The sequence below is a fragment of the Bradyrhizobium cedriense genome (assembly GCF_054602315.1).
Map to the genome: position 1 here is coordinate 42,250 of NZ_JBTSWB010000001.1, position 25,076 is coordinate 67,325.

The window sequence follows — 25,076 nt, forward strand, 5'->3', positions numbered from 1 at the left end:
GTTTCCCTCCCATGCGCACCACATCGAATATCATCCTCGCCGGCCTCCTGATCGCCGCTTCAGGCAGCGCGATCGCGCAGGCCCCGCCCGCCCCGGCGACGCCGCCGCAGCAGACCGCGCCGCCGTCCCCGCAACATGCGGTCAATTGCACGCCGCAGGACCGCCCCGGCCGTCAGGCGGACGGCACCACCACCGGCCAGTCCCGGGAACCGCTCGGCGACAAGCTGGCCAAATCCGACGGCGTGCTCTGCCCGCCCTCCGGCGTCGACCCCGAAATGCACGCCCCGGCCCCCGACACTGGCAGCAACACCCCCGTGATCCCGCCGCCCGGCAGCCCCGGCGGCGATCCCACGGTCAGGCCGAAATAAGTCCGTTCCGCATCCCCAATCTCGTCGTCATGCCCGGGCTTGTCCCGGGCATCCACGTTCTCAGGGCGGCGAATGAGGGCGTGGATGGCCGGAACAAGCCCGGCCATGACGAACTCATTGAAAAAGAGGCCGTATTCACAAGACGGCTTGTCCCGACGCAGCCTCGGTGACGGCGGAAAAAGGCGGCCCACTTTGCTTGACTTCCCGCCGCCCCCTTCTTTATATGCCGCGCGTTCGCGAGATCGGCCTTGTTCGCCGCCGCGATCGCTGTGGCGGGGTAGCTCAGCTGGTTAGAGCACGGGAATCATAATCCTGGGGTCGGGGGTTCGAGTCCCTCCCCCGCTACCAAGCGTACGATTTTTGCACGCTAGACTACGATTTCCCACGATCTCGTTCGCAGGGTGATAGCGCGCAAGCGCTTTGCGACAGCACTGGCTCTCCTGCGGTCTCATTTGGCGCGAGCAAATGATGAATTGCGACTGAAGATCAACTACGCCGGTCACGCAGCGCGCAGTCGGATCGTCGGGAAAAAGGTGGCCGGCGCCGCGGGCCGATCATGCGCTCGTCAGAGAGATTGTTAGGCGTAGGACTTCCATGGCCACACTTGGGATCGTGCGCTCGTGTGCACGAATTCATCCATCGCTGCGTGCCGCGCTGCGCAGCAGCTTGACGAACGCCTCCGCGGGCGGTGAGAGCACGAGTCCCCGCCGTTGATATATGTAGTAGCGGCGGCGGATTTCCGGAGCGCGCAGCTTGATGAAACGCACGTCGAAATTCGGCGCGAACAGCCGTCCGTAGTCGGGAACGGCCGCCAGGCCGGTACCTACGCCCACCAACGCCAAAGCGGTGGTCAGATATTTGACCTCGACGGCAGTCTGCATGGAAAGCGAGCTGTCGTGCGCATGCAGCAGGCTCTCGAGGTGACGGTTGAACTCACTGGAATAAATGACCCAGCGCTCGTCGCGCAGCTTTTTCCACGAGACGGCGCGTTGCTGCGCCAGCGGGTGCCGCGCCGAGCAGACCACTCGGATCGGTACATCCATCAGGAATGTGCTGGTGACATCCTCGCCGGTGGCGCGCTCTGGGCCAACGCCCAGTTCTGCCTCGCCCCGGCGCACCGTGCTCACCACCTCGTCCGCCATCGCGTCGGTCACACGCAGGCCGACATCCGGATGGGCTTGCTCGAACTCGCCCAGCACTGCCGCCACCCACGTGCATGCCAGCATCTGCGGCGCTACGACGCGCAACAGACCGGTGCGAAGGGAGCGAAGGTCCGAAGCGCCCTCTGCGATCTGTTGCACGTCATCCAGAATGCGGCGCGCCAGGGGAAGCAATTGCTGGCCGGCCGCCGTCAACAACACGACCGCGCCGCGGTCGAACAGTTTCAGCCCGAGGGTCTCCTCGAGTTGCTGAACCAGCATGCTGACGGCCGACTGCGTCAGGTTGATCTGTCGCGCCGCCGCCGTGAAGCTGCCCGCGCGAGCGACAGCGGCAAAGGCGCGCATCTGGCGCAGGCTGAGATTGGAGAGAACTTCCGTCCGCATCACATATCCTCGCTCGACTGGATCAACTATCAAAAAACCTGATGACAGCATTAGAAGAATTCGCTTGTGTGATGGAGGAATTATTTTTCAGAATTCCCTTCCATGCACATTGTCGTGATAGGAACCGGAATCGTCGGCGCTTGCACAGCAGCCTGGCTGCAGCGCGACGGCCATGCGGTGACGTTCGTTGATCCGCTGGACGCGGGCGAAGCCTGCTCCTTTGGCAATGCCGGCTCGCTTTCGCCCAGCGCCTGCCTGCCGGTCGGCATGCCCGGCATGTGGAAGAAGGTCCCGCGCTGGCTGCTCGACCCATTGGGACCGCTGACGGTGCGCTGGGCCTATGCGCCGCTGGTGGCGCCGTGGCTGCTGCGCATGCTGCGTCATTCATCGCGTGAAGAGGTGACACGTATCGCCACCGCGCTGCGTTCGCTGCTGGCGCCGATCTTCGACTGCTACGATCCGCTGCTCGCCCATGCCGATGCCCGCGAGTTGGTGCGGCGTAGCGGCTGCCTTTATGTCTTCTCCTCTCGCGAGACTGCGGCCCAGTGGGCCTGGGGCATGAACCTGCGGCGATCGCTGGGCGTGCGGATGCAGGACGTCGAACAGGATGAACTGGAAAGCCTCGAGCCGGACCTGAAGGGGCATTTTCGCTTCGGCATTCTGGCGCCCGACAACGGCTCCACGTCCGACCCGTCCGCCCTCGTCAAGGCGATCTACAATCGCTGCATCGCCGACGGCGCGCGCCACGTCCGGGACCGCGTCCGCGGTTTCGAGCGTCAGGGCCGGCGCGTCACGGCGGTGCTGCTGGAGCGCGACGAGCCGTTGGCGGCAGACGGCGTGGTGGTGGCGGCGGGTGCCTGGTCCGGCCCATTGGCAGCAATGCTCGATAGCCCGGTGATGCTGGAGACCCAGCGCGGTTACCACGTCACCGTGCAGAGCTCGAACCTGACACTGCGCCACACTGTGATGGCGGTGGAGCACAATCTGATGGTCAATCCGATGGCCATGGGCCTTCGGCTCGCCGGCACGGTGGAGTTCGCGGGCTTGCAGGCGCCGCCCAACATGGCGCGCGCCGACGCACTGCTGCGTCAGGGACAGCAGCTATTTCCACACCTGGACACATCGTCGGTCACACGCTGGATGGGCCATCGTCCCTGTCATCCGGACAGTCTTCCTGTGGTAGGTCCGGTCCGTGCGGCGGACAACGCCTGGCTCGCCTTTGGCCACGGCCATATGGGCATGTGCATGGGTGCGGCGACCGGCCGCGAGATCGCGCATCTGGTGGCCGGACGCCCGACGCAGGTGGACCTGACTCCGTTTTCGCCGGAGCGCTTCCGTTGAACACGTCCTGGTCCCTCGCCGTGGACATGGGTGGCACGTTCATCGATGCGGTGGCCTTGCGGAGCGACGGGCACGTTGCATCGCTCAAATATCCGCGCGCCGGACGCCTTCTGGCGGAGCCGGTCGTCGAGGCACTCGATCGGCTGTGCGCGCAGGCGGGCATCGGGACAGATGACGTCGGCTGCGTCGTGCACGGCTCCACCGTGATCACCAATCTGCTGCTGGAGCTGAATGAGCCGCCGGTGGCGCTTGTCCTGACGCGCGGGTTGCGCGACGTGCCGGTTCTGGCGCGCCAGGACCGCAAGGAGCTGTATGAGCCGGTGATCGCGCCGGCCGTGCCGGAGGCAAAGCTGTTTCCGGAGCCGCTGCGTTTCGAGATCGGCGGGCGCATCGATGCCGAGGGGCGTGAGGTCGAGCCGCTTGATCTATCAGCCGTAGCCGCCATTGCGGATGCGGTGAGCGCGGCCGGCGCGCGCGCGCTGGCGGTCGGCCTGTTGTTCTCGTACCGCAATCCGGCGCATGAACACGCGCTGCGGGCTGCGCTGCAGGCGCGCCTGCCGGACCTGTACGTCTCGCTGTCCAGCGACGTTGATCCGCAACCGCGCGAGTTCGAGCGGTGGCTGACCACGGCGCTGGACGCCTATGCCAAGCCGCTGGCGGCGGATTATTTGCACGCGCTGGCCGAGGCACTGACGCTGCGCGGTCTGCCGGCGTTACGCCTGATGCGATCGGCCGGCGGCACTGCGCCGTGGCACGATCTCGCCGAGCAGCCGATCGGCCTCGCGATGTCCGGTCCCTGCGCGGCGCTGCAGGGCGTGGCCGCCGGCCTCGCAGCCTCCGGTCCCGCGATCGTTCTGGATATCGGAGGCACCAGCGCCGACATCAGCATTCTGCTCGACGGCAGGCCGACCTTTACCGACGCGCTGGAATGCGGCGGCTTGCCGATCCGTCAGCGCTGCGCAGATATCGCCTCAGTCGGCATCGGGGGTGGCAGCGTGGTGTCGGTGCTGCCGGGTGGCGCGCTGCGCCTTGGGCCGCGTTCGCAAGGAGCCTGGCCAGGACCGGCGGCCTTTGGTCTCGGCGGTGACTTGCCGACGTTGAGCGATGCGCTGTGCGTCCTGGGCCGACTGCCGCCTCGGCTGGCCGGCGGGATGGTGCTGGACTGCGCCGCCGCGGAGGCCGCGCTTGGCGATGTGGCCGGCGCGCTCGGTCTGTCGGTGCTTCGGACCGCTGAAGCCGTCGTGAGCGCGGCCGCCGCCGGGATGGCGGAGGCGCTCAAGACCCACGCCTTTCAGCGCAACCTGGATCCGGCGGATGCGGTGCTCGTCGCCATCGGCGGCGGCGGCGCGCAGCATGCGGCCGAGATCGCCGAACTGGCCGGTATGCGCCGTGTGCTGGTGATGGCGCACGCCGGCGTGATGGCGGCGCTGGGCATGCTCTGCAATCCCGACGAGGGCGATGTCCGCCTGACGGCGGGCGATGGCATGTGGGATTCGCTGCCTTCGCAAGGCGAGGGGCCGCATTCCCTGTTTGCGCCGATGACCACCGTCTTTGTGCCGGCGGGCTGGTCCTGGCGGCTGATGCCGGATCGGACGTTGGCACTGGAGCCGAAGGCATGATGCCGCGCGCGGGCGACGTCGCAGCTGATCCGGTCATCGCCCTGCGCATGGAGCCGCTGCGTCTGGCGCTGCAAGGCACCGCCGACCGCATGCAGCATGGCATGATGCGCGCAGCCGTATCGTCCATCGCCCGCGAGAGCGGCGACTGTGCCGCCGCGCTGTTCCTGCCGGACGGGCGCTTGCTGGCCCAGGCCCGCTCGCTGCCGTTGTTGCTGGGATCGCTGATTCCCGCCGTTGCCGGTGTGCTCGCACGCTTTCCGCTCGCAACGATGTCCGAGGGAGACGCCTATCTGCTCAACGACCCCTGGTCCGGCGGCACGCATCTGCCGGACTTGGCTCTGGTCCACCCGGTCTTCCACGATGGCGAGGTGATCGCCTTCGCCGCTGCCAATTTGCACCATCAGGATGTCGGGGGCATGGCCGCCGGCTCCATTCCGCCCGACGCAACCGAAGTGTACCAGGAGGGCCTGCGCCTGCCGCCGGTGCGCTGGCGCAGCGCCGAAGGCGTGCGGCCCGATATCGACGCCATCCTGGCCGCCAATTCGCGCACGCCTGACAATCTGCGTGGCGACCTGGAAGCGCAGTGGACCGCGCTGACGCAAGGCGCGCGCGAGCTGAAGCAGATCGCGCGCCACACCGGCCCTCGTTTCCCCGAGGTTTGCGATGCCTTGATTGCGCAGACCGAACGCATGACCCGCGCGGCCCTTAGCGCCGCGCCCGACGGCGAATGGAGCTGGCACGATCAACTCGACGGCGACGGCGTCGACGCCGCGCCGGTGGCCATCGTCGTGAGCTTGCGCAAGCAAGGTGATGCGCTGGTGATCGATTTCGAGGGAAGCGCGAAGCAGGTGCGGGGACCGCTCAATGCCTCGCCGGCGGCGATGCTGTCGGCAGCTCTGTTCTTCATGCGCACGCTGGCGCCGCACGCACCCAACAATGCCGGCTGCCTGGCGCCACTGACGCTGAAGCTTCCACCCGGCAGCCTGGTCAATCCGAAGCTGCCGGCGGCGGTCAATGCGCGCACGGCGACCGTGAAGCTGGCCTGCAACGCGATCCTCGGTGCCTGGTCGCAGTCGGGAAGCGGGACGGGCGTGGCGCCGCATGCCGGCGTGGCCACCGTCCTCGCGCTCAGCGGCACGCGGACGGACGGGCAGCGCTGGATGTTCACCGAGATCATTGCCAGCGGTGCCGGCGCTAGTGTTCACGCGCCCGGCCGCGCCGGCGTTTCCACCGACGTCGGCAACGCGCGCAATACCCCGGTGGAGGTGATCGAGACCGAAGCGCCGCTGCGTGTCGAATGCTACGAGATCCGCCGCGGCAGCGGCGGCGCCGGCCTGCAATGCGGCGGCGATGGCGTGCGGCGCGCCTATCGCCTGCTCGAAGGCCAGGGCTGGATCGCCTATCGCGGCGAGCGCCACGTCGGCCGTGCGCGCGGCGCGCAAGGCGGCGAGGCCGGCGTAAATTCGGTGGCCCGGGTCTTGCGTGTGGACGGAGCGGTCGAGCACTTGCCCGCGCGCGCCCGCATCGCGTGGTCCACCGGCGACCTGCTGATCATCGAAACCGCCGGCGGCGGCGGCTGGGGGCGTCCCGCTCCGGCCGAATCCGCCAACCCACCTGCAAGGAGTTGCCCATGAACCGCTTCCCGATTTCGCGCCGCGCGACACTGGCATTGGCCGGCCTCGCGATGCTCCTGCCGACGGCGGGTCACTCGCAGGCCATTTACCCGAGCAAGGCCATCCATATCGTCGTGCCGTTCGCACCCGGCGGCAGCACCGACGTGCTGGCGCGGCGTCTGGGCGACAAGCTCGCCGCGGCCTGGGGCCAGCCGGTCGTGGTCGACAATCGCCCCGGCGCCGGCGGCACCGTGGGCGCGGACTCCGTGGCCAAATCCGCACCCGACGGCTACACCCTGCTGGCTGGCGTCACCGGCAGCAACGCCATCGCGCAGGCGCTCTACGCCAAATTGCCCTACGACGTGATCAAGGACTTCGCGCCGCTGTCGATGATGGTGAGCGCGCCGCTGGTGCTCGCCGTCAACCCCGACGTGAAGGCGAACACCGCGGCCGAGTTTCTCGCTCTGGCAAAGTCGAAACCGGACGCGCTGAGTTTCGGCTCGGCCGGCAACGGCACGTCGATGCATCTCACCGGCGAGATGTACAAGCAGGCGGCCGGTGTTTCGATGGTGCACGTTCCCTACCGCGGCAGCGCCGCGATGCTCACCGACCTCATGAGCGGCCAGATCCAGGTCACGTTCGGCGACGTCCTGGTGCTGATGCCGCAGATCCAGGCCGGAAAGGTTCGCGCGCTGGCGGTGACCTCGAAAACGAGGCACCCCCTGCTGCCTGACGTGCCGACGCTGGACGAAGCAGGCTTGAAGGGTTTCGAGGCGCTGTCATGGCAAGGCCTGTTCGCGCCGGCCGGCACGCCGCCCGAGGTGGTCGAAAAGCTGAGCGCGGAAGTGAACAAGGCCCTGCAGTCTGCCGACATCAAGGACTACTTCGCCGCACAAGGCTTCATCGTCCAGGGCTCGACCCCCGCAGCCTTCAAGGCCTTTATCGCGAGCGAAGTGCAGAAGTGGACGCCGATCGTGAAGAACTCGGGTGCGCAGGTGAATTGAGCCGGGGCGCCTGAAGTTACAGATCTGACTATTTATGTCTTTTAGAGCAGCGTCACCGCAATCCTGGCTAATTGGAGATATCACACAGAGCGACCGCTAGCTGTCTCGTTTTTCGATCGCTTGGAGCCGGCTCCGCAAATTTGAACAGGTCGCTAAGTGGAGTTTCTGCCTGAAGGCGGCGATAATCGCCGAACAGGAGAGACGATGAGCAGACGACCACGCCGGAACCACACACCGGCCTTCAAGGCGAAGGTGGCACTGTCAGCACCCGGCCTTCCCTGCGCCCTCCTGGCTCAAGAGGGTGGAGCGATCAAGCAAAGCTCGGGCGGATTGCGCCGCGAGAGCGCGAAGCCGTGGCCGCTGTCTGACGATCGAGGCCAGCCGCAGGTTCGCCGGCCGGAACGGATTCCGCCCGATGGATGCGATCGTAAGGCCAGCCAAAGTCACAGATCGGCGGCTTGCGTTGCTGCCACCAGCCCGAGTCGTCAGCGGCAGACATAGGCTCCATTGACCAGCACGCGAACGCATGCCGTGCCGGCAGCGGCTGCGCCGACCGCCGCTCCGCCCACGACCGCGCGCCTGGTGGTGCGACGTGCCACGCCAGCGGCAGACACCGGCGTCAATGGGCGCCCGACCCGTGCTTCCGCCTTGCCGAAGGACAGGGAAATCCCCTCGTCTGACGACAAGCCAAACGAGCCGCACGTTGCAAAGCCGACAACCGCTGCCGCCAAGGCAAGTTTTCCAGATACGCCGAGCTTCATGATGATCTCCGTCCCATGAGGTAGGGAAGCATCGATCCACTGCCCCGCATGCCGACCATTGATCAAGATCAACGAACTGGAGGTATCCGCGCCGATGCTGGGCGAGGCCGACAGAGGCGATGAGCCTTCAGCCCGACGCTGAGTTTGAGTTATGGAGACGAAGCGGTATGCAGCTCTGGCTGATACCCACATTCTACGCGGCTACCAGCATCGCGGCAGGCTTGCTGGTGCCGCGTCTGGAGGCGAGGTTCCTGGCGTCCGGTCTCGATCTGTCGACGTCCTCTGCCCAGGCGTACCTCTCGGCCGTTGCTTCCGGCATGATGGCGTTGACCGGCATCGTCTTCTCGATCGCCTTCGTGCTCGTCCAGTTCAATGCCGTCGTTTATTCGCCCCGGCTCGTGGTCTGGTTCGCGCGCGACCGGCTGCTGTTTCACTCGTTGGGCATGTTCGTCGCGACCTTCATGTACAGCCTCGCGACGCTGGCCTGGGTGGATCGCCAAGGCACGCAAGGCGTCCCTTTGTTCTCCGCGGTGATCGTCGGGACCATGCTGATGTCGAGCGTGCTGATGCTTGCACAGCTGGTCCAGCGCCTGAGCAATCTTCAGATCACACGCGTGCTGCAGTCGCTGGGCGATACGGGACGAGAGGTCGTCGCAAGCACGTATCGGAAGGATCGGTGGTCGACCGCCGGAAGCGCAGTCTCGCTGCAACAGCATTCGGAAGGTCTTGCGCTGACGATCAGACACGTCGGAAACCCGCAATCGGTGGCCTCCATCGAAATCGCAAAGCTGATCGACCATGCCCGCCGGATGGACGGTCTCATCGTGATGGCGTGCGCCGTCGGCGATACCCTGCTTGAAGGCACCGTGATCCTGCGCGCCCGCGGGGCGACCAGCGCCGGCTTCGAGAACGAACTGCGCGCATCCATCCATCTCGGCGACCAGCGGACCTTCGAGCAGGATCCGAAATATGCCCTGCGCCTGCTGGTCGATATCGCCATCAAGGCCCTGTCTCCGGCCATCAACGACCCGACCACCGCCGTTCAGGCCATCGACCAGATCGAGGATCTCCTGCGACGGCTGGCCAAATGCGACCTGGAAGCCTGTCGCGGCTTCGACCAGGACGGCGTTCTGAGGGTGATCTACCGAATGCCGACGTGGGCGGACTACCTCGCCCTCGCATTCGATGAGATCCGGCAGTTCGGATCGACCTCCATCCAGGTGATGCGTCGCCTTCGATCCGCCCTGGTCGAGCTTGGTGCGAGCGTCGACAGCGAGCGCGCACGAACGGTTCACGCTTATCTCGGCCATCTGGATTCCGGAATCGAACGATCCGGCTTCGATCCGGAGGATCGCGCCGCGGCCCGCATCGAGGATCGGCAGGGGCTCGGCTTCTCGCACCGCCAGGATGAGAACGACCCGATCAGATTGGGGGGACATTCGGGGCGGGTGGCGTCATGAGCGCTGGCTCCGCCCGATTGACGCGAGCGGGGTTGCGGGCGCCGCGGGTCGCTGCGGCGGCCGGTATCCTGTTCTCGTTCTTGCTGCTTTCAGTGTTCTGGCTGATGCGCCGCTCCGTGCCGCCCGATCCGCTGGAACCAGGGGCCTGGCTCCAGAGCGGAACGGGTACCGTTGCTCTCGCACTCAATCTGGTGCCGTTTGCTGGCGTCGCCTTTCTTTGGTTCGTCGGGTTTCTTCGCGACCGCCTCGGTGCGCGAGAGGATCAGTTCTTTGCGACGATCTTCCTGGGCAGTGCCGTACTGCTGCTCGCCATGCTGTTCGCCGCTGCGGCCGTGATCGGGGCCGTCATCATCGCCTTCCATGCCGCGCCGGGGGTGTTGATCAATTCGGCCACTTTCCATTTCGGTCGCGGATTGGCTTACGGAATGGTCAACATCTATCTCGTCAAGACCGCTTCGGTGTTCATGATCACGACGTCGACCATCGCGCTCTACACCGGCCTCACTCCAAGCTGGCTCGCTTATGGCGGATATGCCGTCGCCGCGGTTCTTCTTCTTGGCAGCTACTACATCGACTGGAGCATCGTCGTCTTTCCGTTCTGGGTTCTCCTGGTGAGCATCAGCATCTGGCTCAAACGAGACAACGGAGAGGAGCGACCATGAGGACACTTCTTCAACGTCTCACCGGCGAAGACGCGATCCAACTGTCGATCCGCCTTGGATTGCTCGGTCTGTTGATCTTCTGGACATTCTACCTGGTGCGCCCTTTCGGAACCATTCTGGTATGGGCCCTCGTGCTCGCGGTCGCTCTCAATCCCGCCTTCGTCCTGCTCGCCAGGCTTCTCGGTGGCCGCCCGAAGCTCGCGGCGGCCCTCCTCACCGCAATCAACCTCGCCATCTTCATTGGACCCGCGGCATGGCTCGGCGTGGGTGCGGTGGATGGCGTCAAGGACTTTGCCGCCGAGCTGGTAGCGGGTGAACTGACACTTCCAACGCCACCGCAGGCCCTCAAGACGTGGCCGCTGATCGGAGCGCAGCTCTACGAGCTGTGGGAGCAGGCCTCAACCAACCTTCGCTCGGCTCTGCAACAGATCGCGCCCCATTTGAAGCCTTTCGCCGGCACGCTCCTCGGCCTTGCGGGAGATGCGGGCGTGGGGGCGATCAAATTCCTGCTGTCGATTGCCATCGCCGGCGTCATCCTTCCCTATGGCCCGCAGCTCGTGGCGGCGGGCCGAGCCTTGCTCGCGCGGATCGTGCCCGAGCAGAGCGAGCATTTCCTGGATTTGGCAGGAGCGACCATCCGAGCGGTATCCCAGGGCGTGATCGGCATCGCGGTGATCCAGGCGCTGCTGGCCGGACTCGGATTCAAGCTGGCGGGCATCCCGATCGCCGGCCTGCTGGCACTCCTGGTCCTGCTGCTCTCCATCGTGCAGATCGGCGCCGCGCTCGTCGTGATTCCCGTAATCGTCTGGATCTGGACCGACAAGGACGTCACCACCGCGTTGCTGCTGACGTTGTTCCTCGGAATCGTCAGCATTCTCGACAACGTCCTGAAGCCGCTGGTGATGGGGCGTGGCTTGACCACGCCGACGCTCGTCATCCTGATCGGAGTGATCGGCGGGACGCTCGGGCACGGAATCGTCGGTCTCTTCATCGGCCCCATCATCCTGTCGGTGGCCTGGGAGCTCGCGGTCGCCTGGATCAAGACAGACGCCGCCCCACTGCCGGCCGTCGTCGAACGTTGACTTAAATCAACGGTGGCGCGTCGCGGAGGCGCCTTCTGAATGCATACGACCGCGAGATCAGGATATGACGATGGAAAACTTGAACCTGCCGGGTGGTCCGCTGTCTGGGATGGTTGCCTCAGCCGTCGAATACATGGTCGATGCAGGACAGCGGAGCGTCCTGTTTCTCGACATCATGCGCCAGCGCGGCGACCAGTATCGCGAGCACGTCGCGCAGACGGCGCCGCATGTCCTGCAATATGCCGCTGAACTGATCACCGACGGGCGCAAGCTCGATGAGCCCGTCAACTACGCGCTGGTCCGCATCATTCCACCCAAGGGGGTCGAGATCGATCTCGAACGGCGGCCGTTCATCGTGGTCGATCCACGCGCGGGACACGGTCCGGGAATCGGCGGCTTCAAGGCGGACAGCGAGATCGGCGTTGCCATGAAGGCAGGACATCCCTGCTACTTCATCGGCTTCCTGCCCGAGCCGATGCCGGGGCAGACCATCGAGCGCATCGCGCGCGCCGAGGCGCTCTTCATCGAGAAGGTCATCAGCCTCCATCCGAAGGCCGACGGCAAGCCCTGTGTGATCGGCAATTGCCAGGCCGGCTGGGCCGTCATGATCCTGGCGTCGCTGCGGCCTGAATTATTCGGGCCATTGATCATCGCCGGGGCACCGCTTGCTTACTGGGCCGGTGTGCACGGCAAATATCCGATGCGCTATTCTGGCGGCCTGTTGGGAGGGAGCTGGCTGACCGCATTGACCAGCGATCTCGGCGCCGGAAAGTTCGATGGCGCCTGGCTGGTGCAGAACTTCGAGAACCAGAACCCCTCCAATACGCTCTGGACCAAGCAATACAACGTCTACTCCAAGGTCGATACCGAGGCCGACCGCTACCTGGACTTCGAGCGCTGGTGGGGCGGGCACGTCAACCTGAACGCCGAGGAGATCCAGTTCATCGTCGATGAGCTCTTCATCGGCAACAATCTCGCCGCCGGCAGGATCGAGATGTCGGACGGGCAGAACGTCGATCTGCGCAATATCAGGTCGCCGATCGTGGTGTTCTGCTCCAAAGGCGACAACGTCACACCGCCGCAGCAGGCGCTGGACTGGATTCTCGATTGCTATGCCGACGTCGATGAGATCAGGGCCTATGGGCAGACCATCGTCTACACCATTCATGAAAGCATTGGCCACCTCGGCATCTTCGTCTCCGGCGGCGTTGCGAAGAAGGAGCATGCGGAATTCTCCAGCAACATCGACCTGATCGATATTCTGCCTCCTGGACTTTACGAAGCGACGTTCGAAGCCAAGGGTGAAGAGACCAAGAGTTCCGACCTCGTCGTCGGTCAGTGGGTGATGCGCTGCGAGGCGCGAACGCTCGACGATATCAGCGCCATGGGCGGCAATTCACCCGAGGACGAGCGGCGCTTCGCGGCCGCAAAACGCGTCTCCGAGATGAATCTCGCGGCGTACCAGAAGTTCGTCCAGCCCTGGATCAAGAAAATGGTCACGCCACAGATGGCGGAGACCATGCGCAACCTGCATCCGCTGCGGCTGCAATACGAGGTCCTCAGCAGCCAGAACCCGTGGATGAGCGCGGTGAAATCGGCCGCCGAAGAGATCGAGGAGAAACGCAAGCCTGTGGCAAAGGACAATCCGTTCCTGGCCTTCCAGGAGCAGATGTCCAAGCAGATCGTGCATGTGCTGGATAGCTGGCGCGACCAGCAGGAGGCGCTAAGCGAAGCGATCTTCCTCAACGTTTATGGCTCGCCCGCGCTTCAGGCGGCGGTCGGGATCGATCCGAACTGGGAGCCTTCGCGCAAGCGCGAGATGTCGGCCGAGCACCGGGCGATGCTCGAAAAACGAATCGCCGAGCTGAAGTCCAGGATTGGCGAGGGCGGTCTTCGTGAAGCCGCCATTCGCAGCCTGCTCTATATCGGCTCGGCACGCGGGATGGTCGACGAACGGAGCATCGAGTCGCTGCGGCAGATTCGCCGCGATGCCGGCGGATCGCGCTTGACGCTGCCCGAGTTCAAGATGCTGGTACGTGAGCAGTTCTTCATGCTGTTGCTCGACCAACAAGCCGCCCTGGCCGCGATCCCGAGGATGCTCCCGGAGGACGTTGCGCAACGGCTGGCGGCATTCACGATGATGCGCGAGGTCCTTTCCGCCAGCGGCGAAATCACCGGCGAACGTGCGAACCGCCTGCAGCGCATCGCCGCGCTGTTCGGCGTCGAGGCGGGAGAGGGGACGTCAAACATTGCCCCTTTCGACCCAAAGGCGAAAGCGTCCTAGGCGTTCATGGAAGAATCGGGAGCGAGATCATGTCAGCCGATACCAGGCCAGCGCAGTCTCCCAGCAAATATGATCGCCTGATTGCGGCAGCGAAGGCAGTACCGCCGGTGCCGACCGTGGTGGTGCATCCTTGCGATGAGACGTCGCTGCGCGGAGCTGTCGATAGCGCGCAAGCCGGCATCATCCGGCCGATCCTCGTCGGACCCGAAAGAAGGATCAGAGAGACAGCGAGCAGGCACGAGCTCGATATCTCCAGCTTCGAGATCGTCGATGCCGCACACAGCGAGGAAGCGGCGTCCAGGAGCGTCGAGCTGATCCATGCTGCCAGGGGCGAGATGCTGATGAAGGGTAGCTTGCACACCGACGAACTTATGCGCGCCGTCACGGCCAAAGCGGGCGGCCTGCGCACCGAGCGGCGCATCAGCCATGTCTTCGTGATGGACGTGCCGGCCTATGCCGAGACCCTGTTCGTGACGGACGCCGCGATCAACATCTTTCCGGACCTGGATGCCAAGCGCGACATCATCCAGAACGCGATCGACTTCTACAATCAGGCCGGCTTCGGCAGCGCGCCGCGCGTTGCGATCCTGTCGGCGGTCGAGACCGTGACCTCCAAGATTCCATCGACGATCGAGGCGGCGGCCCTGTGCAAGATGGCCGACCGCGGTCAGATCAGTGGCGGCGTGCTCGACGGGCCGCTGGCCTTCGACAACGCCATCGATCCCGAGGCGGCACGGATCAAGGGCATCAAGTCGGAAGTTGCCGGGCGAGCCCAGATCCTCGTCGTTCCCGACCTCGAGGCCGGCAACATGCTGGCGAAGAATCTCGCCTACTTCGCCAAGGCCGATGGTGCCGGTATCGTGCTTGGCGCCCGGGTGCCGATCGTGCTGACGTCGCGGGCGGACACGCCCCGTGCGCGCATGGCGTCCTGCGCTGTGGCGTCCCTCTACGCCAACGCCCGGCGTCAACATGCTCCAACAGTCGCCGCGTGACCGCCATGGATACGATCCTCGTCGTCAACGCAGGCTCCTCGAGCGTCAAGTTCCAGGTTTTCTCGATCGAGGGCGAGGGCAGGCTGCGGCGGCAACTCAAGGGTCAGATGGACGGCATCGGTAGCCGTCCGCGATTGCGAGCGAGCGGCGCGAGTGGCGATCCGCTGGCCGAGCGCGCCTATCCGATCGAGACGGTCGCCGACGTTCCGGCTGCGATGGAGATCGCGGGAAATTGGCTGCGTGACGAGCTTCGTATCCACCCGATCGCCGTCGGGCACCGCGTCGTGCATGGCGGTCCGGACTATGATCGGCCGGTCTTGATTGATCACGGCGTTGTAGCCCGACTGGAGCGGTTCGTCAGCCTTGCACCGCTGCATCAACCGCACAATCTGGCGCCGATCCGATCGATCCTTGCCGGCTTCCCGGCCCTGCCGCAGGTGGCCTGTTTCGATACCGCCTTTCATCGGACGCACAGCGCGGTCGCGGACCACTACGCGATCCCGCATCAGCTCCACGCCGAGGGCGTGCGGCGCTACGGCTTTCACGGGCTGTCTTACGAATACATCGCGAAGACCTTGCCGCAGGCCGCGCCCGATATCGCGAACCGACGGGTCATCGTAGCTCATCTCGGCAGTGGTGCGTCGATGTGCGCCCTCAAGGCAGGACGAAGCGTCGAAAGCACCATGGGCTTCACCGCGTTGGACGGGCTGCCGATGGGAACGCGCCCCGGGCAGCTCGATCCCGGTGTCGTGCTCTATCTCATCTCCGAAAAGGGCATGTCGGCGTCGAACGTCCAGAACTTTCTCTATCGCGATTGCGGATTGAAGGGACTCTCGGGCATCAGCAACGACATGCGCGAGCTCGAGGCCAGCGAAGATGTCAAGGCGAAGCTGGCGATCGATTACTTCGTGTATCGGATCGGCCTCAACGCCGGCATGCTCGCGGCTGCATTGCAGGGCCTGGATGCCTTCGTCTTCACCGCCGGCATTGGTGAGAACTCCGCGACGATTCGTGCTCGCGTCGTCGAACAGCTCGGATGGCTGGGTGCCAGCCTCGACGAGGCCAGCAACTCTCGCCATTCGCGGCTGATATCGCGTTCCGGGGGTCTTATCCCCGTCTATGTCATACCGACCGACGAGGAACTGATGATCGCGCAGCACACGCTGTCGCTGCTGATGAAACAGCCATCGACCAACTCCAGGCAAGAGAGGGCGTCATGATTCCCGTGTTCCCGGATACCAAGGTGGCCTTGAAGGGCAAGAAAGGCCTCATCGTCGGCATCGCCAACGACCAATCGATTGCCTGGGGCTGCGCAAGGGCGTTTCGCGCCCTCGGGGCGGAACTCGCCGTCACCTACCTGAATGACCGTGCCAGGAAGCATGTCGAACCGCTGGCACAGGCGCTGGAAGCGCCGATCTTCATGCCGCTGGACGTCATGGTGGAAGGTCAGACCGAACAGGTGTTCGAGCGGATCGCGAAGGAATGGGGCCAGCTCGATTTTCTACTGCACTCGATCGCCTTCTCGCCGAAAGAGGCGCTGCACGGCCGCGTGGTGGATGTCGGGCGCGACGGCTTCCTGAAGACGATGGACGTCTCCTGCTGGTCGTTCATGCGGATGGCCCATCTGGCCGAACCGCTGATGAAGAACGGCGGCACGATGTTCACCATGACCTATTACGGCAGCCAGATGGTGGTGAAGAACTACAACGTGATGGGGGTCGCCAAGGCCGCGCTTGAAGCGGCGGTTCGCTACATTGCGGCGGAGCTCGGCCCGAAGGGCATCCGTGTCCACGCGATCTCACCAGGCCCGCTCGCCACGCGCGCGGCATCGGGCATTCCCGAATTCGATGATCTCATGGACAAGGCGCAGTCGACCGCGCCGACCCGCAGCCTCGTCAGCATCGAGGACGTGGGCAATGCCACCGCGTTCCTGGCGCTCGATGGGGCCAAGCTGATCACCGGCGGCGTTCTCTATGTCGACGGGGGCTATCACATCATCGACTGAACGGTGCAGGAGGTTCAGGTGCGTGCGCTTGGGTTGAGTTTGTTTCTGCTCGTGATCCATTTCGTGCCGGCCCAGGCACAAAACTACGATCCTCGCTATGCCGTATGCATGAAGGTCTACGAAGGGTCCTTTGGCGGAGGTGAATGGATCGACTGCAGTTACGTATCGCTGCGGCAGTGTCAGGTTTCAGCACTCGGCCGAGCCGCCATGTGCGTGATGAACCCGTACTTCGGTCAGACTCTCCCTCGTCAGGGCTACCAGCGATATCCGTGAGGGTACCGACGGCGTCGCGGGATTGCTGCGGCCTGTGTGCGCGGCACACCTAAATCATCATGATGGGATGAGGCTTGATCGATGCAACGGCGGAGGTGCGCTCCCTCTCCCGCTTGGAGAGGGCTGGGGAGAGGGTGTATCCCCAAAGGGGCAATCCCCAAGAGGAGAAAGCCCTCTCCCAGCGCTTCGCGCCGACCTCTCCCGCAAGCTGGAGAGGTGAACGACCCACGGCAATCGCATCGAACTAGAACCATTCGGCTTTAGCGATAGTGCAGGGCGATCAACTCGGCGACGCAGGCGGGCTTCTTGCCGCCCTCGATCTCGATGACGAGATGATAGTTGACGCGCAGGCCGTCCGGCGGCACGTCCTCGGCTTCGGCGACCGTGATCCGCCCGCGCAACCTCGATCCGGCGGGCACGGGGGCAAGATATCGAATTCGATCCGCGCCGTAGTTCAGGGTGTTGCGAAGGCCCTTCAGGCCCATCACCGAACGAATGAAAAGAGGCGCAAGCGACAGGGACAGCAAGCCATGCGCGATGGTGGTGCCGCCTGGTGCTTCCCTCCTGGCGCGTTCCTGATCGACGTGGATCCACTGCTCGTCGCAAGTCGCCTGGGCGAACTGGTTGATGCGATCCTGCGTCACCTCGATCCAGTCGCTGACACCGATCTCGGTGCCGATCGCGGATTTGATCTCGTCGAAACTGCTGAATATGCGCATGATCGTCGCCCGCTCAAATCTTCATTTCCGGGATGTTGTCGGGCACGACGAGTTCGGCGTCCGTCACCGCCATGACCTCGCCCACGCTGGTGCCGGGAGCAATCTCCAGCAACGTGGCCTTGCCGTCGGGAAAGCCGATCACCGCCATGTCGGTCACGACCAGGTGCACCGGTCGGGCCGAGGTCAACGGCAGCGTGCATTTGGCGACGATCTTGGACTTGCCTCTCGCAGCGTGCTGCATGGCGACGATGACCCGCCTGGCGCCGCTGACGAGATCCATCGCGCCGCCCATGCCCGGAACCATCTTGCCGGGGATCATCCAGTTGGCGAGAAGTCCGTGGGCGTCGACCTGGAGCCCGCCGAGCACGGTGACATCGACGTGGCCGCCACGGATCAGCCCGAATGACATCGCGCTATCGAAGGTGCTGGCTCCCGGCAGCGCGCTGATCGGGCGGCCGCCGGCGTCGGTCAGGAAAGGGTGCTCCAACCCTTGCTCGGGAATCGGGCCCGTGCCGATCAATCCGTTCTCCGACTGGAAGAAAACGTTCAGCCCCGCCGGGACGTAATTGGCGACGAGCGTCGGAATGCCGATGCCGAGATTGACGAGGTCGCCGCTTCTGAGTTCCCTGGCGACGCGTCGGGCGATGATCTCCTGTGCGTCCATGGCTTCACCCGTTTGGATTGGTAATCAGATAGTCGACGAGCGGCGCCGGCGTCACGACGTGGTCGGGCGCGATGACGCCAACGGGCACGATGTGCTCCGCCGTCACGATCACGGTGTCCGCCGCCATCGCCATGACCGGATTGAAATTGCGCGCGGTCAGCGCATAGGAGAGATTGCCGAGGTAATCGGCGAGAAAAGCGTGCACGAGAGCGAATTGCGCTCGCAATGCGGTCTCGAGCAGGAACGGCTTTCCGTCGACCTCGATCTGGCGCTTGCCCTCCGCGACCAGCGTACCAACGCCGGTCGGCGTGAGGACGCCGCCAAGACCGCACCCGCCCGCGCGGATGCGCTCGACGAAGGTGCCTTGTGGAATCAGATCGACCGCGATTTGCTTGGCCAGCATCTGTTGCTGCGCCTTCGGATTGAGGCCGATGTGGGTCGCCGTCAGACGCGAGACAAGTTCGGCATCGAACAATTTCCCGACTCCCTTGCCTGGTAACGCAGCGTCGTTGCTGATGATTGAGAGTCCCGCCTTTCGTTGCCGGACGATCTCGTCGAGCAGACGACGCGGCGTGCCGACCCCCATGAAGCCGCCGACCATGATGCTTGCGCCTGCCGGAATCATCGCAACGGCTTCTTCGATGGAAACGGCCTTCATGGTCCTAACTCCAGTCGGCAGAGATCAAGGAAGCGACGGAGAATCCTCGCTTTGCGTTCGTCTCGGTCCATTGATCTGCGTCAAGGCTTCTCATGATTCGTGAACCGCGATGCCGATGCCTTCGAGCGCGTTGGTCCACAGCTTGCGAATCTCGACGTGGCGATGTTCGAGCGCAGCGCTGACAGCGTTGCGATGGGCCAAAAGCTCCGGTCCTTTCAGGAACAGGATTTGCGCCTGAAGCAACCGGCCGCTCTCCAGTTCGATGCGCCGCAAGGCCAGGACGAAGGGATCGTTGGCATTCGCTTCCCTGGGGAGCAAAGCTGCCGGCCTTATGCCTGCATGAACGCCATGCGCGAGTGTTGCCAGGCCGACGGCCAGCGCCAGTGGTTGATCCGGAATGCCTTCGGCTGGCTGTGGAAACCATGCCGTCTCCCAGGACATCGACAGGTACCCCAGCGCAAGATCCGGGACCCAGGACGTCGCCCGAAGCAGCAGGGAGACGATCTCCGCCTCATGGTAGACCTGCGCGTTCAATTCGGTCTGCCAGGCAGACACGAGCTTTGCGGGCAGCGCTATCGCGAACTGCCGCGCAAGTGCGCCGTGGGCGGAGGTCAAGAACGCGGCGACGCGAGTCTGCTGTTGCGGCGGCACACGGCCTTGCGGGTCGAGCGGTCCGAAGTATTCGCTCATGTGGTTGGTCTCTGCATGGGAATGGCACGCAGATGATCATAGCCGGCGGGAAACGGAATGAGCTCGCCGCCGGCTTGCTCCGGCGCGATCCAGACCGCCTTGTTGCCTACCCAGCGGCCGGCTAACACGTCCTCGGCGAAGCGGGCGAGCAGATCCGCGGTCAGCGCCGGCTTCTCCAGCGTAAAGGCGTGATAGGCGCGCTGGATGATCACGAGCGCGCTGTTCGGAATCTGGACGCGCAAGGTCTCATGGAGTGCGCGGGGCGTCAGAAAGTCGAATTCGCCGTTCAGGATCATGGTCGGCAGGGTGATCGAGGACAGTTGCGACGTCAGCGGCCGGAAGTCGAGGAAGGACTCCATCAGGTTTTGCAGCGCGTAGACGTCGTTGACCAGCCAGCCCTGCCGTTTCACGCTGTCGAGCTGGTCCAATACCGGTCCTAGCCATTGATCGGAGACGTTCATCGGCAGCAGCAGATCCTGAAGGTAACTGGTGCCGCCCAGGACCAGCGCAGTCCGCAGCGCGTTGCCAAGCAGGAACAGCTGCGGCGGCAGCTCCGCAAAGCAGCTCATCGGCACCAGCCCGGTCAACCGCCCGCCATGCTCGATTGCATAGCGCAGCGCGATCAGGCCACCGAAGCTGATACCGGCAAGAAAGATCGGACCGTCGCCGAGCTGGTCGACGAGGAGATGAAGCGCGGCGACCTGATCGTCCTGGCTGATGAAGAGCGCGGGCTTGTCGGACTCTCCCTGGCCGAGCAGGTCGAACGTCGCGACGCGGAATTGCCGCGCAACGAGGGCGTCGCGATAGGCGGCCCAGAGCTCGGCATATTGTGTAAGCCCGTTGACGAGCACATAGGCAGGAGCGTTCGCTGGCCCATCAAGCTCGTAGCGGATGCGATACGAGCCGTGGCTGAGAAAGGGCATGCGAGCGTCCGGACCAGATGGATGGCAACCGCAATGCTCGTCCACCAAAGCGGCGATCCATTGAGTTAGATCAAGGGTCGGCCGCGATCGCATACCTAGCCTTTTGACAAAGTTGCCAGGAGGAAGCTGCCATGACCGGGAAAAATTTCGTTCGGCACTGCTGTGTCAGTCTGGTGTTGCTGCTGGTGGGGACCACGCTGGCGGTCGCGCAGCCCTACAGCCGCCGATCGTCGCAGATGCAGCACGATGAGCTGAAGAAGACGGTTGAGATCCCGAACTTTCGTCTCGGCGGCAAGTACGATCTGTCCGATCCGTCAAAATGGGAGAATGGCGGCGAAGGCGGCGTGACGCTGGAGTCGCTCGGGGCCGGCAAGCTGCATTCGGCTTACATCGCCGTCGGCACGCCGCGGCGCAATGCCGCCGGGGAGATCACCAATGCCGTGATCATCAACTCGTACTATTCCGGCGACTCGACGGACATGTACGAGCAGTGGGTCAAGGGTGCTGCCTTGTCGGGTGGCGTGCCGATCATCGGGCCGGGCCGGCCGATCGATACCAATCGCTACTATGTCGTCATGGTCGATCCGCTCGGCACCTGGGGTGCAAGCAAACCGTCCGATGGTCTCGGCATCAAGTTTCCGCAATACAGCTACTACGACATGGTCCAGGCGAACTATCGCATGCTGCGCGACGGCCTGAAGATCGCCCGCGCTGCCTTGGTCACCGGCGTCTCGATGGGAGGCACGCAGACCTATGTCTGGGGCGTCATGCATCCGGAGTTCATGGGCGGCTTGATGCCGATCGGTGGCACCACCCAGTCGGATTCCGAGGACCCCGTCGGCAACTGGACTTTCCAGCTCATGACCGCCGCGATCGAGGCCGATCCGGTGTGGCAGCAGACCAAGGGCGACTATTACAAGCTGCCGAAAGAAAAGCACCCGATTCCCGGCATAGCCTTCGGCTGGTCGGTGCTCGGCCTGACCGGCTACGACTTCGCTTTCCGCACGACGCAGAGCTTTGCGGCCGTGCAGCCGGAAGTGTTCTACTGGGAGCCGCCGAATGAGAAGGCGGCCAGCAGCGTGATCACGCGCGCCAAGCTCTACGACGCGGTCGATCTCGTCTGGCGCAACAGGGTGGGTGAAATTCACAACGTCAATCCCTATCTCGGCCGCATCCAGGCGCGCACGATGGTGATGCACATCACCAATGATGGCTGGCTGAACTTCAAGCTTGCCGAACGCGCCGTCGATCGCGTGCCGGGCGCCCAGCTCATCTCCGAGGAGAGCCCGGTCGCTCATTACGGCGTGTTCTCGATCATCAACCACCGCAAGCACGATCCGAAGTTCGTCGCCTTCATGGAGGACGTGGCGAGTCTCGATCGCGCGCAGAAGTACGTCGACAAGAACTATCGCGTTCCGGGCGTGGCGGCAAACATCGATCCCGCTAAATCGTTCTGGAAGAACGCCGTGACCTATCCTTACCCGGTCAAATATGCGGCCACGAAAGACAAGCGGGGCACGTCCTGGCAGATCGGCTACATGGACGAGTACGCCGGCACCGAGAAGGATCCAAAGGTGCTCGTCATCATCCATGGCAAGGGCGCGTTCGGCGGGCATTACGGCAATGTCATGCAGTATGCGCTCCGTAGTGGCCTGCGCGTGATCGTCCCTGACCTGCCACACTACGGCGTGTCCGGTCCCGGCAATCTCGACAAGAGCCCGGCGCGGACGATGCAGGACATGCGCGAGGCCGTGTACGATCTCGTGGTCAATCAGCTCGGCGTCAAGAAGGCCTATTATCTCGGCCATTCCCTCGGCGGCCAGGTCGTGATGGGCTATGCCCTCACGTGGCCGGACGCCGTCCAGGGCCTTGCACTCGAAGCTCCTTCAGGCCTCGAAGAGTATCCGCGGGACATCACGATCGCCAAGGACAAGAAGGCGCGCCTGTTCGATCAGGTCTTCGACCATGATTTCGACAAGTGGAAGGAAACCTGGGGTCCGACCGGCATCCTCGCCGCGGAGATCGGACGCTCGGAACAGAGCGTGCGCGACTTCTTCTATTTCAAGAAGCGTGATCCGGAGACCAACGCCGTGTCGGCGGCGAAGAGCGGCTATTTCTATAGCGACAGCGAATATGCCCGCCTCCACACCGACCAGCGCGTCGGGCTCATCAAGGGCAACCCGAAGGAGCTCGAGCAATGGGTCAATGTCTTCATCTACGACATCTATTCGATCGGGTCCGAGCTGCAGCAGGATGACCCGAAGAACCTTTACCAGCGGGTAGCCCAGATCAAGGCGCCGATCTTCCTCTCCTTCGGTGACAAGGAGCCGTTCATCCCGACGCCGGCGTTCAACGGGTTGACGGACCTCGGACGCGACGTCATCACGCCGTTCATGTCGCGCATGACCGGTGCGGGCAATCGGCCGATCCTCAAGATCTATCCGGAGACCGGTCACTTCATCCACACCGATAATCCGGTGGAATTCCCGGTCGACGTGGTGGACTTCGTGACTAAGGGAACGGTCGATACGTCGTCGCCGCTCGGCACGGATCGGATGATCAAGGGTTCGGCCGTTTCGGCATTGCCGGTGGCACCGACTCCACCCGGCGCCGCACCGACGGCCGGCCTGAACAAGTAGGCTGGACCATGTCAACGGTTGAAGCGGGCGAGGTGCGGCTAGGCTGGCGGGAGTGGGGAAAAGGCGATGTCACCGTCGTCTTCATCCACGGCAATCTCGCCAGCAAGGACTGGATCGAGCTCGCTGCACCGATGTTTCCGAGCGGACTGCGCGTGATCGGAATTGACTGGCGTGGGTGCGGCGACAGCGATCGGCCGAAACCTGCGGTCGACTATACCAACTACTCGATGCAGCAACATGCGCATGACATGCTGGCGGCACTGGATGCGCTGGGCATCGGGCTTTGCCATCTTGCGACCCACTCGACCGGCGGCATCATCGCCGCACGGATGCTGCTGATGCAGCCGCAGCGGTTCGGGCGGGTGTTCGCGCTCGACCCTGTCACGCCGCTCGGCATGTCGTTCAATGCCGACCAGATCGGCCTTTTCCGGGCGATGATGGCGAACAAGGAGCTGACGCGGACGGTGATGGCCACCGCGGCGTCGTCGCTGTTCGTGCCAGAGAGCCTTGCGGCGGACGTCATCCCGCGATTCCGCGAGGGTCTCGGCGAGATCCCGGCGCTGTTCGATCGCATCATTGAGCAGACTTTTGGCGTGTCCGAGGGCATCTGGATCGGCACGCCGTTCAATCTCAACCGGGAGAAGGAAAGCCGGGAGCTGGAGCGCCGCATGCCGGAAATCCAGCATCCGCATCTCGTGCTCTGGGGCGAGCAGGACGGATGGATACCGCCGGCAGACCTCGAGACCATGGCGGCGGCGATGCCGGATTGCCGGCTCGTGAGGGTACCCCGGATGGGTCATTCCATGAATCTGGAGCTGCCGGCGCTCTATGCCGGCTATTTCGGCGCCTGGTTCGGGGGGCTTCCGAAATAGATGAAATCAATCCGTTCGTCACACACAAGGAGCAAGGCAATGGCAGACATCAACCCCTCGGCGGAGAATGTACGGACGATGCTGAACGAGACCCTTGGCCGGCTCCGACAAGGCAGTGAAGAATATTTCGGCCTGCTCGAAAAAGGACTGAGTTCGTCGCCGCTGCCGATCGCCGACCAAGCCAAGCAGTTCTGCGATTTCATGCAGCGTAACGTGTCCGCGACGTTCGATCTCGGAGACAAGCTGACCAGGGCCAAGGACATGCAGGATGCCCTCAAGATGCAGTCCGAGTTCTTCCAGGACCAGATGCGGGCGCTGACCGATCAGGCCAGGAACATGGGTGAGACGGCAGTGAAGGCGATGACGGGCGCCATGACACCGAAGATCTGAGCAGATTGCCATCCAGCAAGGGAGCGCTCCGCGGTCCAGGTGCGCGATGAGGAGGACAATGGCGTTTCAATTCCTGCTCGGCACCATCGTCAGCCTCGTGAACATCATGATCCACGCGCTAGTCACAGTTGGGACGATTGGCGTCGCTCGTTTTGCTGGATTGCGATACACGGTCAGACCGAGACTGCACCTCATGGCCGTGATGGCCGCGACGGCGGCCGTTCTCATGGTAGCGCACACTTTGGAATGCGTCGTCTGGTCTGCCGCTTACCTCATGGCCGGTGTAGCGCCTGAGGGGAGCGATCTGGTCTATTTCGCCTTCGTCAACTACACGACGCTCGGCTATGGCGACATCACGCCGGTCCAGGCGCGCCGGCTGCTGGGTCCTATGACCGCGATGAACGGCATCCTGCTGTTTGGCTGGTCGACCGCCGTGCTGTTCGAGGTGTTGCGCAAGAAGCTGGAGCATCTCGCGGTGATCGAGGCGGGCGATGATGGGTCGGCGGCATGAGG

At 64.1% G+C, this 25,076-nt stretch carries 24 protein-coding genes and 1 tRNA gene; 18 read left to right on the forward strand and 7 right to left on the reverse strand.

Annotated elements, in window-relative coordinates:
• The first annotated feature begins 11 nt into the window (after positions 1-11).
• Both ACYCVF_RS00230 and ACYCVF_RS00235 read left to right on the forward strand, forming a co-directional pair.
• Positions 12-368: a hypothetical protein gene (locus ACYCVF_RS00230; protein ID WP_459596511.1), complete on the forward strand. Its 357-nt coding sequence runs from the start codon at positions 12-14 to the stop codon at positions 366-368.
• A 271-nt stretch (positions 369-639) separates the two neighbouring features.
• Positions 640-716: transfer RNA gene (locus tag ACYCVF_RS00235), tRNA-Met, on the forward strand.
• A 284-nt stretch (positions 717-1,000) separates the two neighbouring features.
• Here the strand turns inward: ACYCVF_RS00235 and ACYCVF_RS00240 are convergent.
• A complete protein-coding gene (locus tag ACYCVF_RS00240; RefSeq protein WP_459596513.1) occupies positions 1,001-1,912 on the reverse strand; it encodes a LysR family transcriptional regulator in 912 nt (303 codons plus the stop codon).
• 102 nt (positions 1,913-2,014) lie between these two features.
• On the opposite strand from ACYCVF_RS00240, the gene ACYCVF_RS00245 reads away from it, so the two are divergent.
• From ACYCVF_RS00245 to ACYCVF_RS00260, 4 genes are read left to right on the forward strand one after another with little or no spacing between them, the layout of a single operon-like run.
• Positions 2,015-3,253 carry an NAD(P)/FAD-dependent oxidoreductase gene (locus ACYCVF_RS00245; RefSeq protein ID WP_459596514.1) on the forward strand — a complete coding sequence of 413 codons (1,239 nt, stop codon included), beginning with the start codon at positions 2,015-2,017 and terminating at the stop codon, positions 3,251-3,253.
• Positions 3,250-4,872, forward strand: a complete 1,623-nt coding sequence (locus ACYCVF_RS00250; RefSeq protein WP_459596515.1) for a hydantoinase/oxoprolinase family protein — start codon at positions 3,250-3,252, stop codon at positions 4,870-4,872. The genes ACYCVF_RS00245 and ACYCVF_RS00250 overlap by 4 nt, the downstream gene beginning before the upstream one ends.
• Positions 4,869-6,506, forward strand: coding sequence for a hydantoinase B/oxoprolinase family protein (locus ACYCVF_RS00255; RefSeq protein ID WP_459596516.1), 1,638 nt, complete (start codon positions 4,869-4,871; stop codon positions 6,504-6,506). The genes ACYCVF_RS00250 and ACYCVF_RS00255 overlap by 4 nt, the downstream gene beginning before the upstream one ends.
• A complete protein-coding gene (locus ACYCVF_RS00260) occupies positions 6,503-7,489 on the forward strand; it encodes a Bug family tripartite tricarboxylate transporter substrate binding protein (protein WP_459596517.1) in 987 nt (328 codons plus the stop codon). The genes ACYCVF_RS00255 and ACYCVF_RS00260 overlap by 4 nt, the downstream gene beginning before the upstream one ends.
• Positions 7,490-7,974: 485 nt before the next feature.
• Here ACYCVF_RS00260 and ACYCVF_RS00265 read toward each other — a convergent pair whose 3' ends face one another.
• Entirely contained in the window at positions 7,975-8,250 is a 276-nt protein-coding gene (locus ACYCVF_RS00265) for a hypothetical protein (protein WP_459596518.1), read from the reverse strand.
• Positions 8,251-8,417: 167 nt separating this feature from the next.
• Here ACYCVF_RS00265 and ACYCVF_RS00270 point away from each other — a divergent pair, with 167 nt between their 5' ends.
• The 8 genes from ACYCVF_RS00270 (at position 8,418) to ACYCVF_RS00305 (ending at position 17,008) form a co-directional block, all read left to right on the forward strand.
• Positions 8,418-9,710 (forward strand): DUF2254 domain-containing protein, encoded by a 1,293-nt coding sequence (locus ACYCVF_RS00270; RefSeq protein ID WP_459596519.1) that lies wholly within the window; start codon positions 8,418-8,420, stop codon positions 9,708-9,710.
• Positions 9,707-10,372 carry a hypothetical protein gene (locus tag ACYCVF_RS00275; protein ID WP_459596520.1) on the forward strand — a complete coding sequence of 222 codons (666 nt, stop codon included), beginning with the start codon at positions 9,707-9,709 and terminating at the stop codon, positions 10,370-10,372. The genes ACYCVF_RS00270 and ACYCVF_RS00275 overlap by 4 nt, the downstream gene beginning before the upstream one ends.
• Positions 10,369-11,454 carry an AI-2E family transporter gene (locus ACYCVF_RS00280; RefSeq protein WP_459596521.1) on the forward strand — a complete coding sequence of 362 codons (1,086 nt, stop codon included), beginning with the start codon at positions 10,369-10,371 and terminating at the stop codon, positions 11,452-11,454. The genes ACYCVF_RS00275 and ACYCVF_RS00280 overlap by 4 nt, the downstream gene beginning before the upstream one ends.
• Positions 11,455-11,518: 64 nt before the next feature.
• Positions 11,519-13,738: a DUF3141 domain-containing protein gene (locus ACYCVF_RS00285; protein ID WP_459596522.1), complete on the forward strand. Its 2,220-nt coding sequence runs from the start codon at positions 11,519-11,521 to the stop codon at positions 13,736-13,738.
• 29 nt (positions 13,739-13,767) lie between these two features.
• Positions 13,768-14,730 (forward strand): phosphate acetyltransferase, encoded by a 963-nt coding sequence (locus tag ACYCVF_RS00290; RefSeq protein WP_459596523.1) that lies wholly within the window; start codon positions 13,768-13,770, stop codon positions 14,728-14,730.
• 5 nt (positions 14,731-14,735) lie between these two features.
• Positions 14,736-15,950 carry an acetate/propionate family kinase gene (locus tag ACYCVF_RS00295; RefSeq protein ID WP_459596524.1) on the forward strand — a complete coding sequence of 405 codons (1,215 nt, stop codon included), beginning with the start codon at positions 14,736-14,738 and terminating at the stop codon, positions 15,948-15,950.
• Positions 15,947-16,735, forward strand: a complete 789-nt coding sequence (gene fabI / locus ACYCVF_RS00300; protein WP_459596525.1) for an enoyl-ACP reductase FabI — start codon at positions 15,947-15,949, stop codon at positions 16,733-16,735. Before ACYCVF_RS00295 ends, fabI begins: the two co-directional genes overlap by 4 nt.
• 18 nt (positions 16,736-16,753) lie before the next feature.
• A complete protein-coding gene (locus ACYCVF_RS00305; RefSeq protein WP_459596526.1) occupies positions 16,754-17,008 on the forward strand; it encodes a DUF3551 domain-containing protein in 255 nt (84 codons plus the stop codon).
• Positions 17,009-17,268: 260 nt separating this feature from the next.
• On the opposite strand, the gene ACYCVF_RS00310 is transcribed toward ACYCVF_RS00305, so the two are convergent.
• From ACYCVF_RS00310 to ACYCVF_RS00330, 5 genes are all read right to left on the reverse strand, one after another.
• Positions 17,269-17,727 carry a MaoC family dehydratase gene (locus tag ACYCVF_RS00310; RefSeq protein WP_459596527.1) on the reverse strand — a complete coding sequence of 153 codons (459 nt, stop codon included), beginning with the start codon at positions 17,725-17,727 and terminating at the stop codon, positions 17,269-17,271.
• Between the two features lie 13 nt (positions 17,728-17,740).
• A complete protein-coding gene (locus ACYCVF_RS00315) occupies positions 17,741-18,391 on the reverse strand; it encodes a 3-oxoacid CoA-transferase subunit B (RefSeq protein WP_459596528.1) in 651 nt (216 codons plus the stop codon).
• 4 nt (positions 18,392-18,395) lie between these two features.
• A complete protein-coding gene (locus tag ACYCVF_RS00320; RefSeq protein ID WP_459596529.1) occupies positions 18,396-19,049 on the reverse strand; it encodes a CoA transferase subunit A in 654 nt (217 codons plus the stop codon).
• Between the two features lie 90 nt (positions 19,050-19,139).
• Entirely contained in the window at positions 19,140-19,583 is a 444-nt protein-coding gene (locus ACYCVF_RS00325) for a hypothetical protein (protein ID WP_459596530.1), read from the reverse strand.
• 152 nt (positions 19,584-19,735) lie between these two features.
• Entirely contained in the window at positions 19,736-20,662 is a 927-nt protein-coding gene (locus ACYCVF_RS00330) for an alpha/beta fold hydrolase (RefSeq protein ID WP_459596531.1), read from the reverse strand.
• Positions 20,663-20,793: 131 nt separating this feature from the next.
• Here ACYCVF_RS00330 and ACYCVF_RS00335 point away from each other — a divergent pair, with 131 nt between their 5' ends.
• Genes ACYCVF_RS00335 through ACYCVF_RS00350 form a run of 4 tightly spaced genes read left to right on the forward strand, consistent with a single transcriptional unit; the run spans position 20,794 to position 25,074 of the window.
• On the forward strand, positions 20,794-23,301 hold the full coding sequence (locus ACYCVF_RS00335; RefSeq protein ID WP_459596532.1) for an alpha/beta hydrolase: 2,508 nt from the start codon (positions 20,794-20,796) through the stop codon (positions 23,299-23,301).
• Positions 23,302-23,309: 8 nt separating this feature from the next.
• Complete coding sequence (locus tag ACYCVF_RS00340) at positions 23,310-24,173, forward strand: alpha/beta fold hydrolase (RefSeq protein ID WP_459596534.1); 864 nt, start codon at positions 23,310-23,312, stop codon at positions 24,171-24,173.
• A gap of 39 nt (positions 24,174-24,212) precedes the next feature.
• Positions 24,213-24,563: a phasin gene (locus tag ACYCVF_RS00345; protein WP_459596535.1), complete on the forward strand. Its 351-nt coding sequence runs from the start codon at positions 24,213-24,215 to the stop codon at positions 24,561-24,563.
• 58 nt (positions 24,564-24,621) lie between these two features.
• Positions 24,622-25,074 carry a potassium channel family protein gene (locus tag ACYCVF_RS00350; RefSeq protein WP_459596536.1) on the forward strand — a complete coding sequence of 151 codons (453 nt, stop codon included), beginning with the start codon at positions 24,622-24,624 and terminating at the stop codon, positions 25,072-25,074.
• Positions 25,075-25,076: the final 2 nt, after the last annotated feature.

What these genes read in the sequence shown, in the direction of transcription:
- ACYCVF_RS00345 (WP_459596535.1), top strand. Translation starts at nt 24,213, where the DNA reads ATGGCAGACATCAACCCCTCGGCGGAGAATGTACGGACGATGCTGAAC.
- ACYCVF_RS00260 (WP_459596517.1), top strand. Translation starts at nt 6,503, where the DNA reads ATGAACCGCTTCCCGATTTCGCGCCGCGCGACACTGGCATTGGCCGGC.
- ACYCVF_RS00285 (WP_459596522.1), top strand. Translation starts at nt 11,519, where the DNA reads ATGACGATGGAAAACTTGAACCTGCCGGGTGGTCCGCTGTCTGGGATG.
- ACYCVF_RS00280 (WP_459596521.1), top strand. Translation starts at nt 10,369, where the DNA reads ATGAGGACACTTCTTCAACGTCTCACCGGCGAAGACGCGATCCAACTG.
- ACYCVF_RS00245 (WP_459596514.1), top strand. Translation starts at nt 2,015, where the DNA reads ATGCACATTGTCGTGATAGGAACCGGAATCGTCGGCGCTTGCACAGCA.
- ACYCVF_RS00275 (WP_459596520.1), top strand. Translation starts at nt 9,707, where the DNA reads ATGAGCGCTGGCTCCGCCCGATTGACGCGAGCGGGGTTGCGGGCGCCG.
- ACYCVF_RS00330 (WP_459596531.1), bottom strand. Translation starts at nt 20,662, where the DNA reads ATGCCCTTTCTCAGCCACGGCTCGTATCGCATCCGCTACGAGCTTGAT.
- ACYCVF_RS00320 (WP_459596529.1), bottom strand. Translation starts at nt 19,049, where the DNA reads ATGAAGGCCGTTTCCATCGAAGAAGCCGTTGCGATGATTCCGGCAGGC.
- ACYCVF_RS00310 (WP_459596527.1), bottom strand. Translation starts at nt 17,727, where the DNA reads ATGCGCATATTCAGCAGTTTCGACGAGATCAAATCCGCGATCGGCACC.
- ACYCVF_RS00350 (WP_459596536.1), top strand. Translation starts at nt 24,622, where the DNA reads ATGGCGTTTCAATTCCTGCTCGGCACCATCGTCAGCCTCGTGAACATC.
- ACYCVF_RS00290 (WP_459596523.1), top strand. Translation starts at nt 13,768, where the DNA reads ATGTCAGCCGATACCAGGCCAGCGCAGTCTCCCAGCAAATATGATCGC.
- ACYCVF_RS00270 (WP_459596519.1), top strand. Translation starts at nt 8,418, where the DNA reads ATGCAGCTCTGGCTGATACCCACATTCTACGCGGCTACCAGCATCGCG.
- ACYCVF_RS00340 (WP_459596534.1), top strand. Translation starts at nt 23,310, where the DNA reads ATGTCAACGGTTGAAGCGGGCGAGGTGCGGCTAGGCTGGCGGGAGTGG.
- ACYCVF_RS00255 (WP_459596516.1), top strand. Translation starts at nt 4,869, where the DNA reads ATGATGCCGCGCGCGGGCGACGTCGCAGCTGATCCGGTCATCGCCCTG.
- fabI (WP_459596525.1), top strand. Translation starts at nt 15,947, where the DNA reads ATGATTCCCGTGTTCCCGGATACCAAGGTGGCCTTGAAGGGCAAGAAA.
- ACYCVF_RS00265 (WP_459596518.1), bottom strand. Translation starts at nt 8,250, where the DNA reads ATGAAGCTCGGCGTATCTGGAAAACTTGCCTTGGCGGCAGCGGTTGTC.
- ACYCVF_RS00295 (WP_459596524.1), top strand. Translation starts at nt 14,736, where the DNA reads ATGGATACGATCCTCGTCGTCAACGCAGGCTCCTCGAGCGTCAAGTTC.
- ACYCVF_RS00240 (WP_459596513.1), bottom strand. Translation starts at nt 1,912, where the DNA reads ATGCGGACGGAAGTTCTCTCCAATCTCAGCCTGCGCCAGATGCGCGCC.
- ACYCVF_RS00315 (WP_459596528.1), bottom strand. Translation starts at nt 18,391, where the DNA reads ATGGACGCACAGGAGATCATCGCCCGACGCGTCGCCAGGGAACTCAGA.
- ACYCVF_RS00335 (WP_459596532.1), top strand. Translation starts at nt 20,794, where the DNA reads ATGACCGGGAAAAATTTCGTTCGGCACTGCTGTGTCAGTCTGGTGTTG.
- ACYCVF_RS00230 (WP_459596511.1), top strand. Translation starts at nt 12, where the DNA reads ATGCGCACCACATCGAATATCATCCTCGCCGGCCTCCTGATCGCCGCT.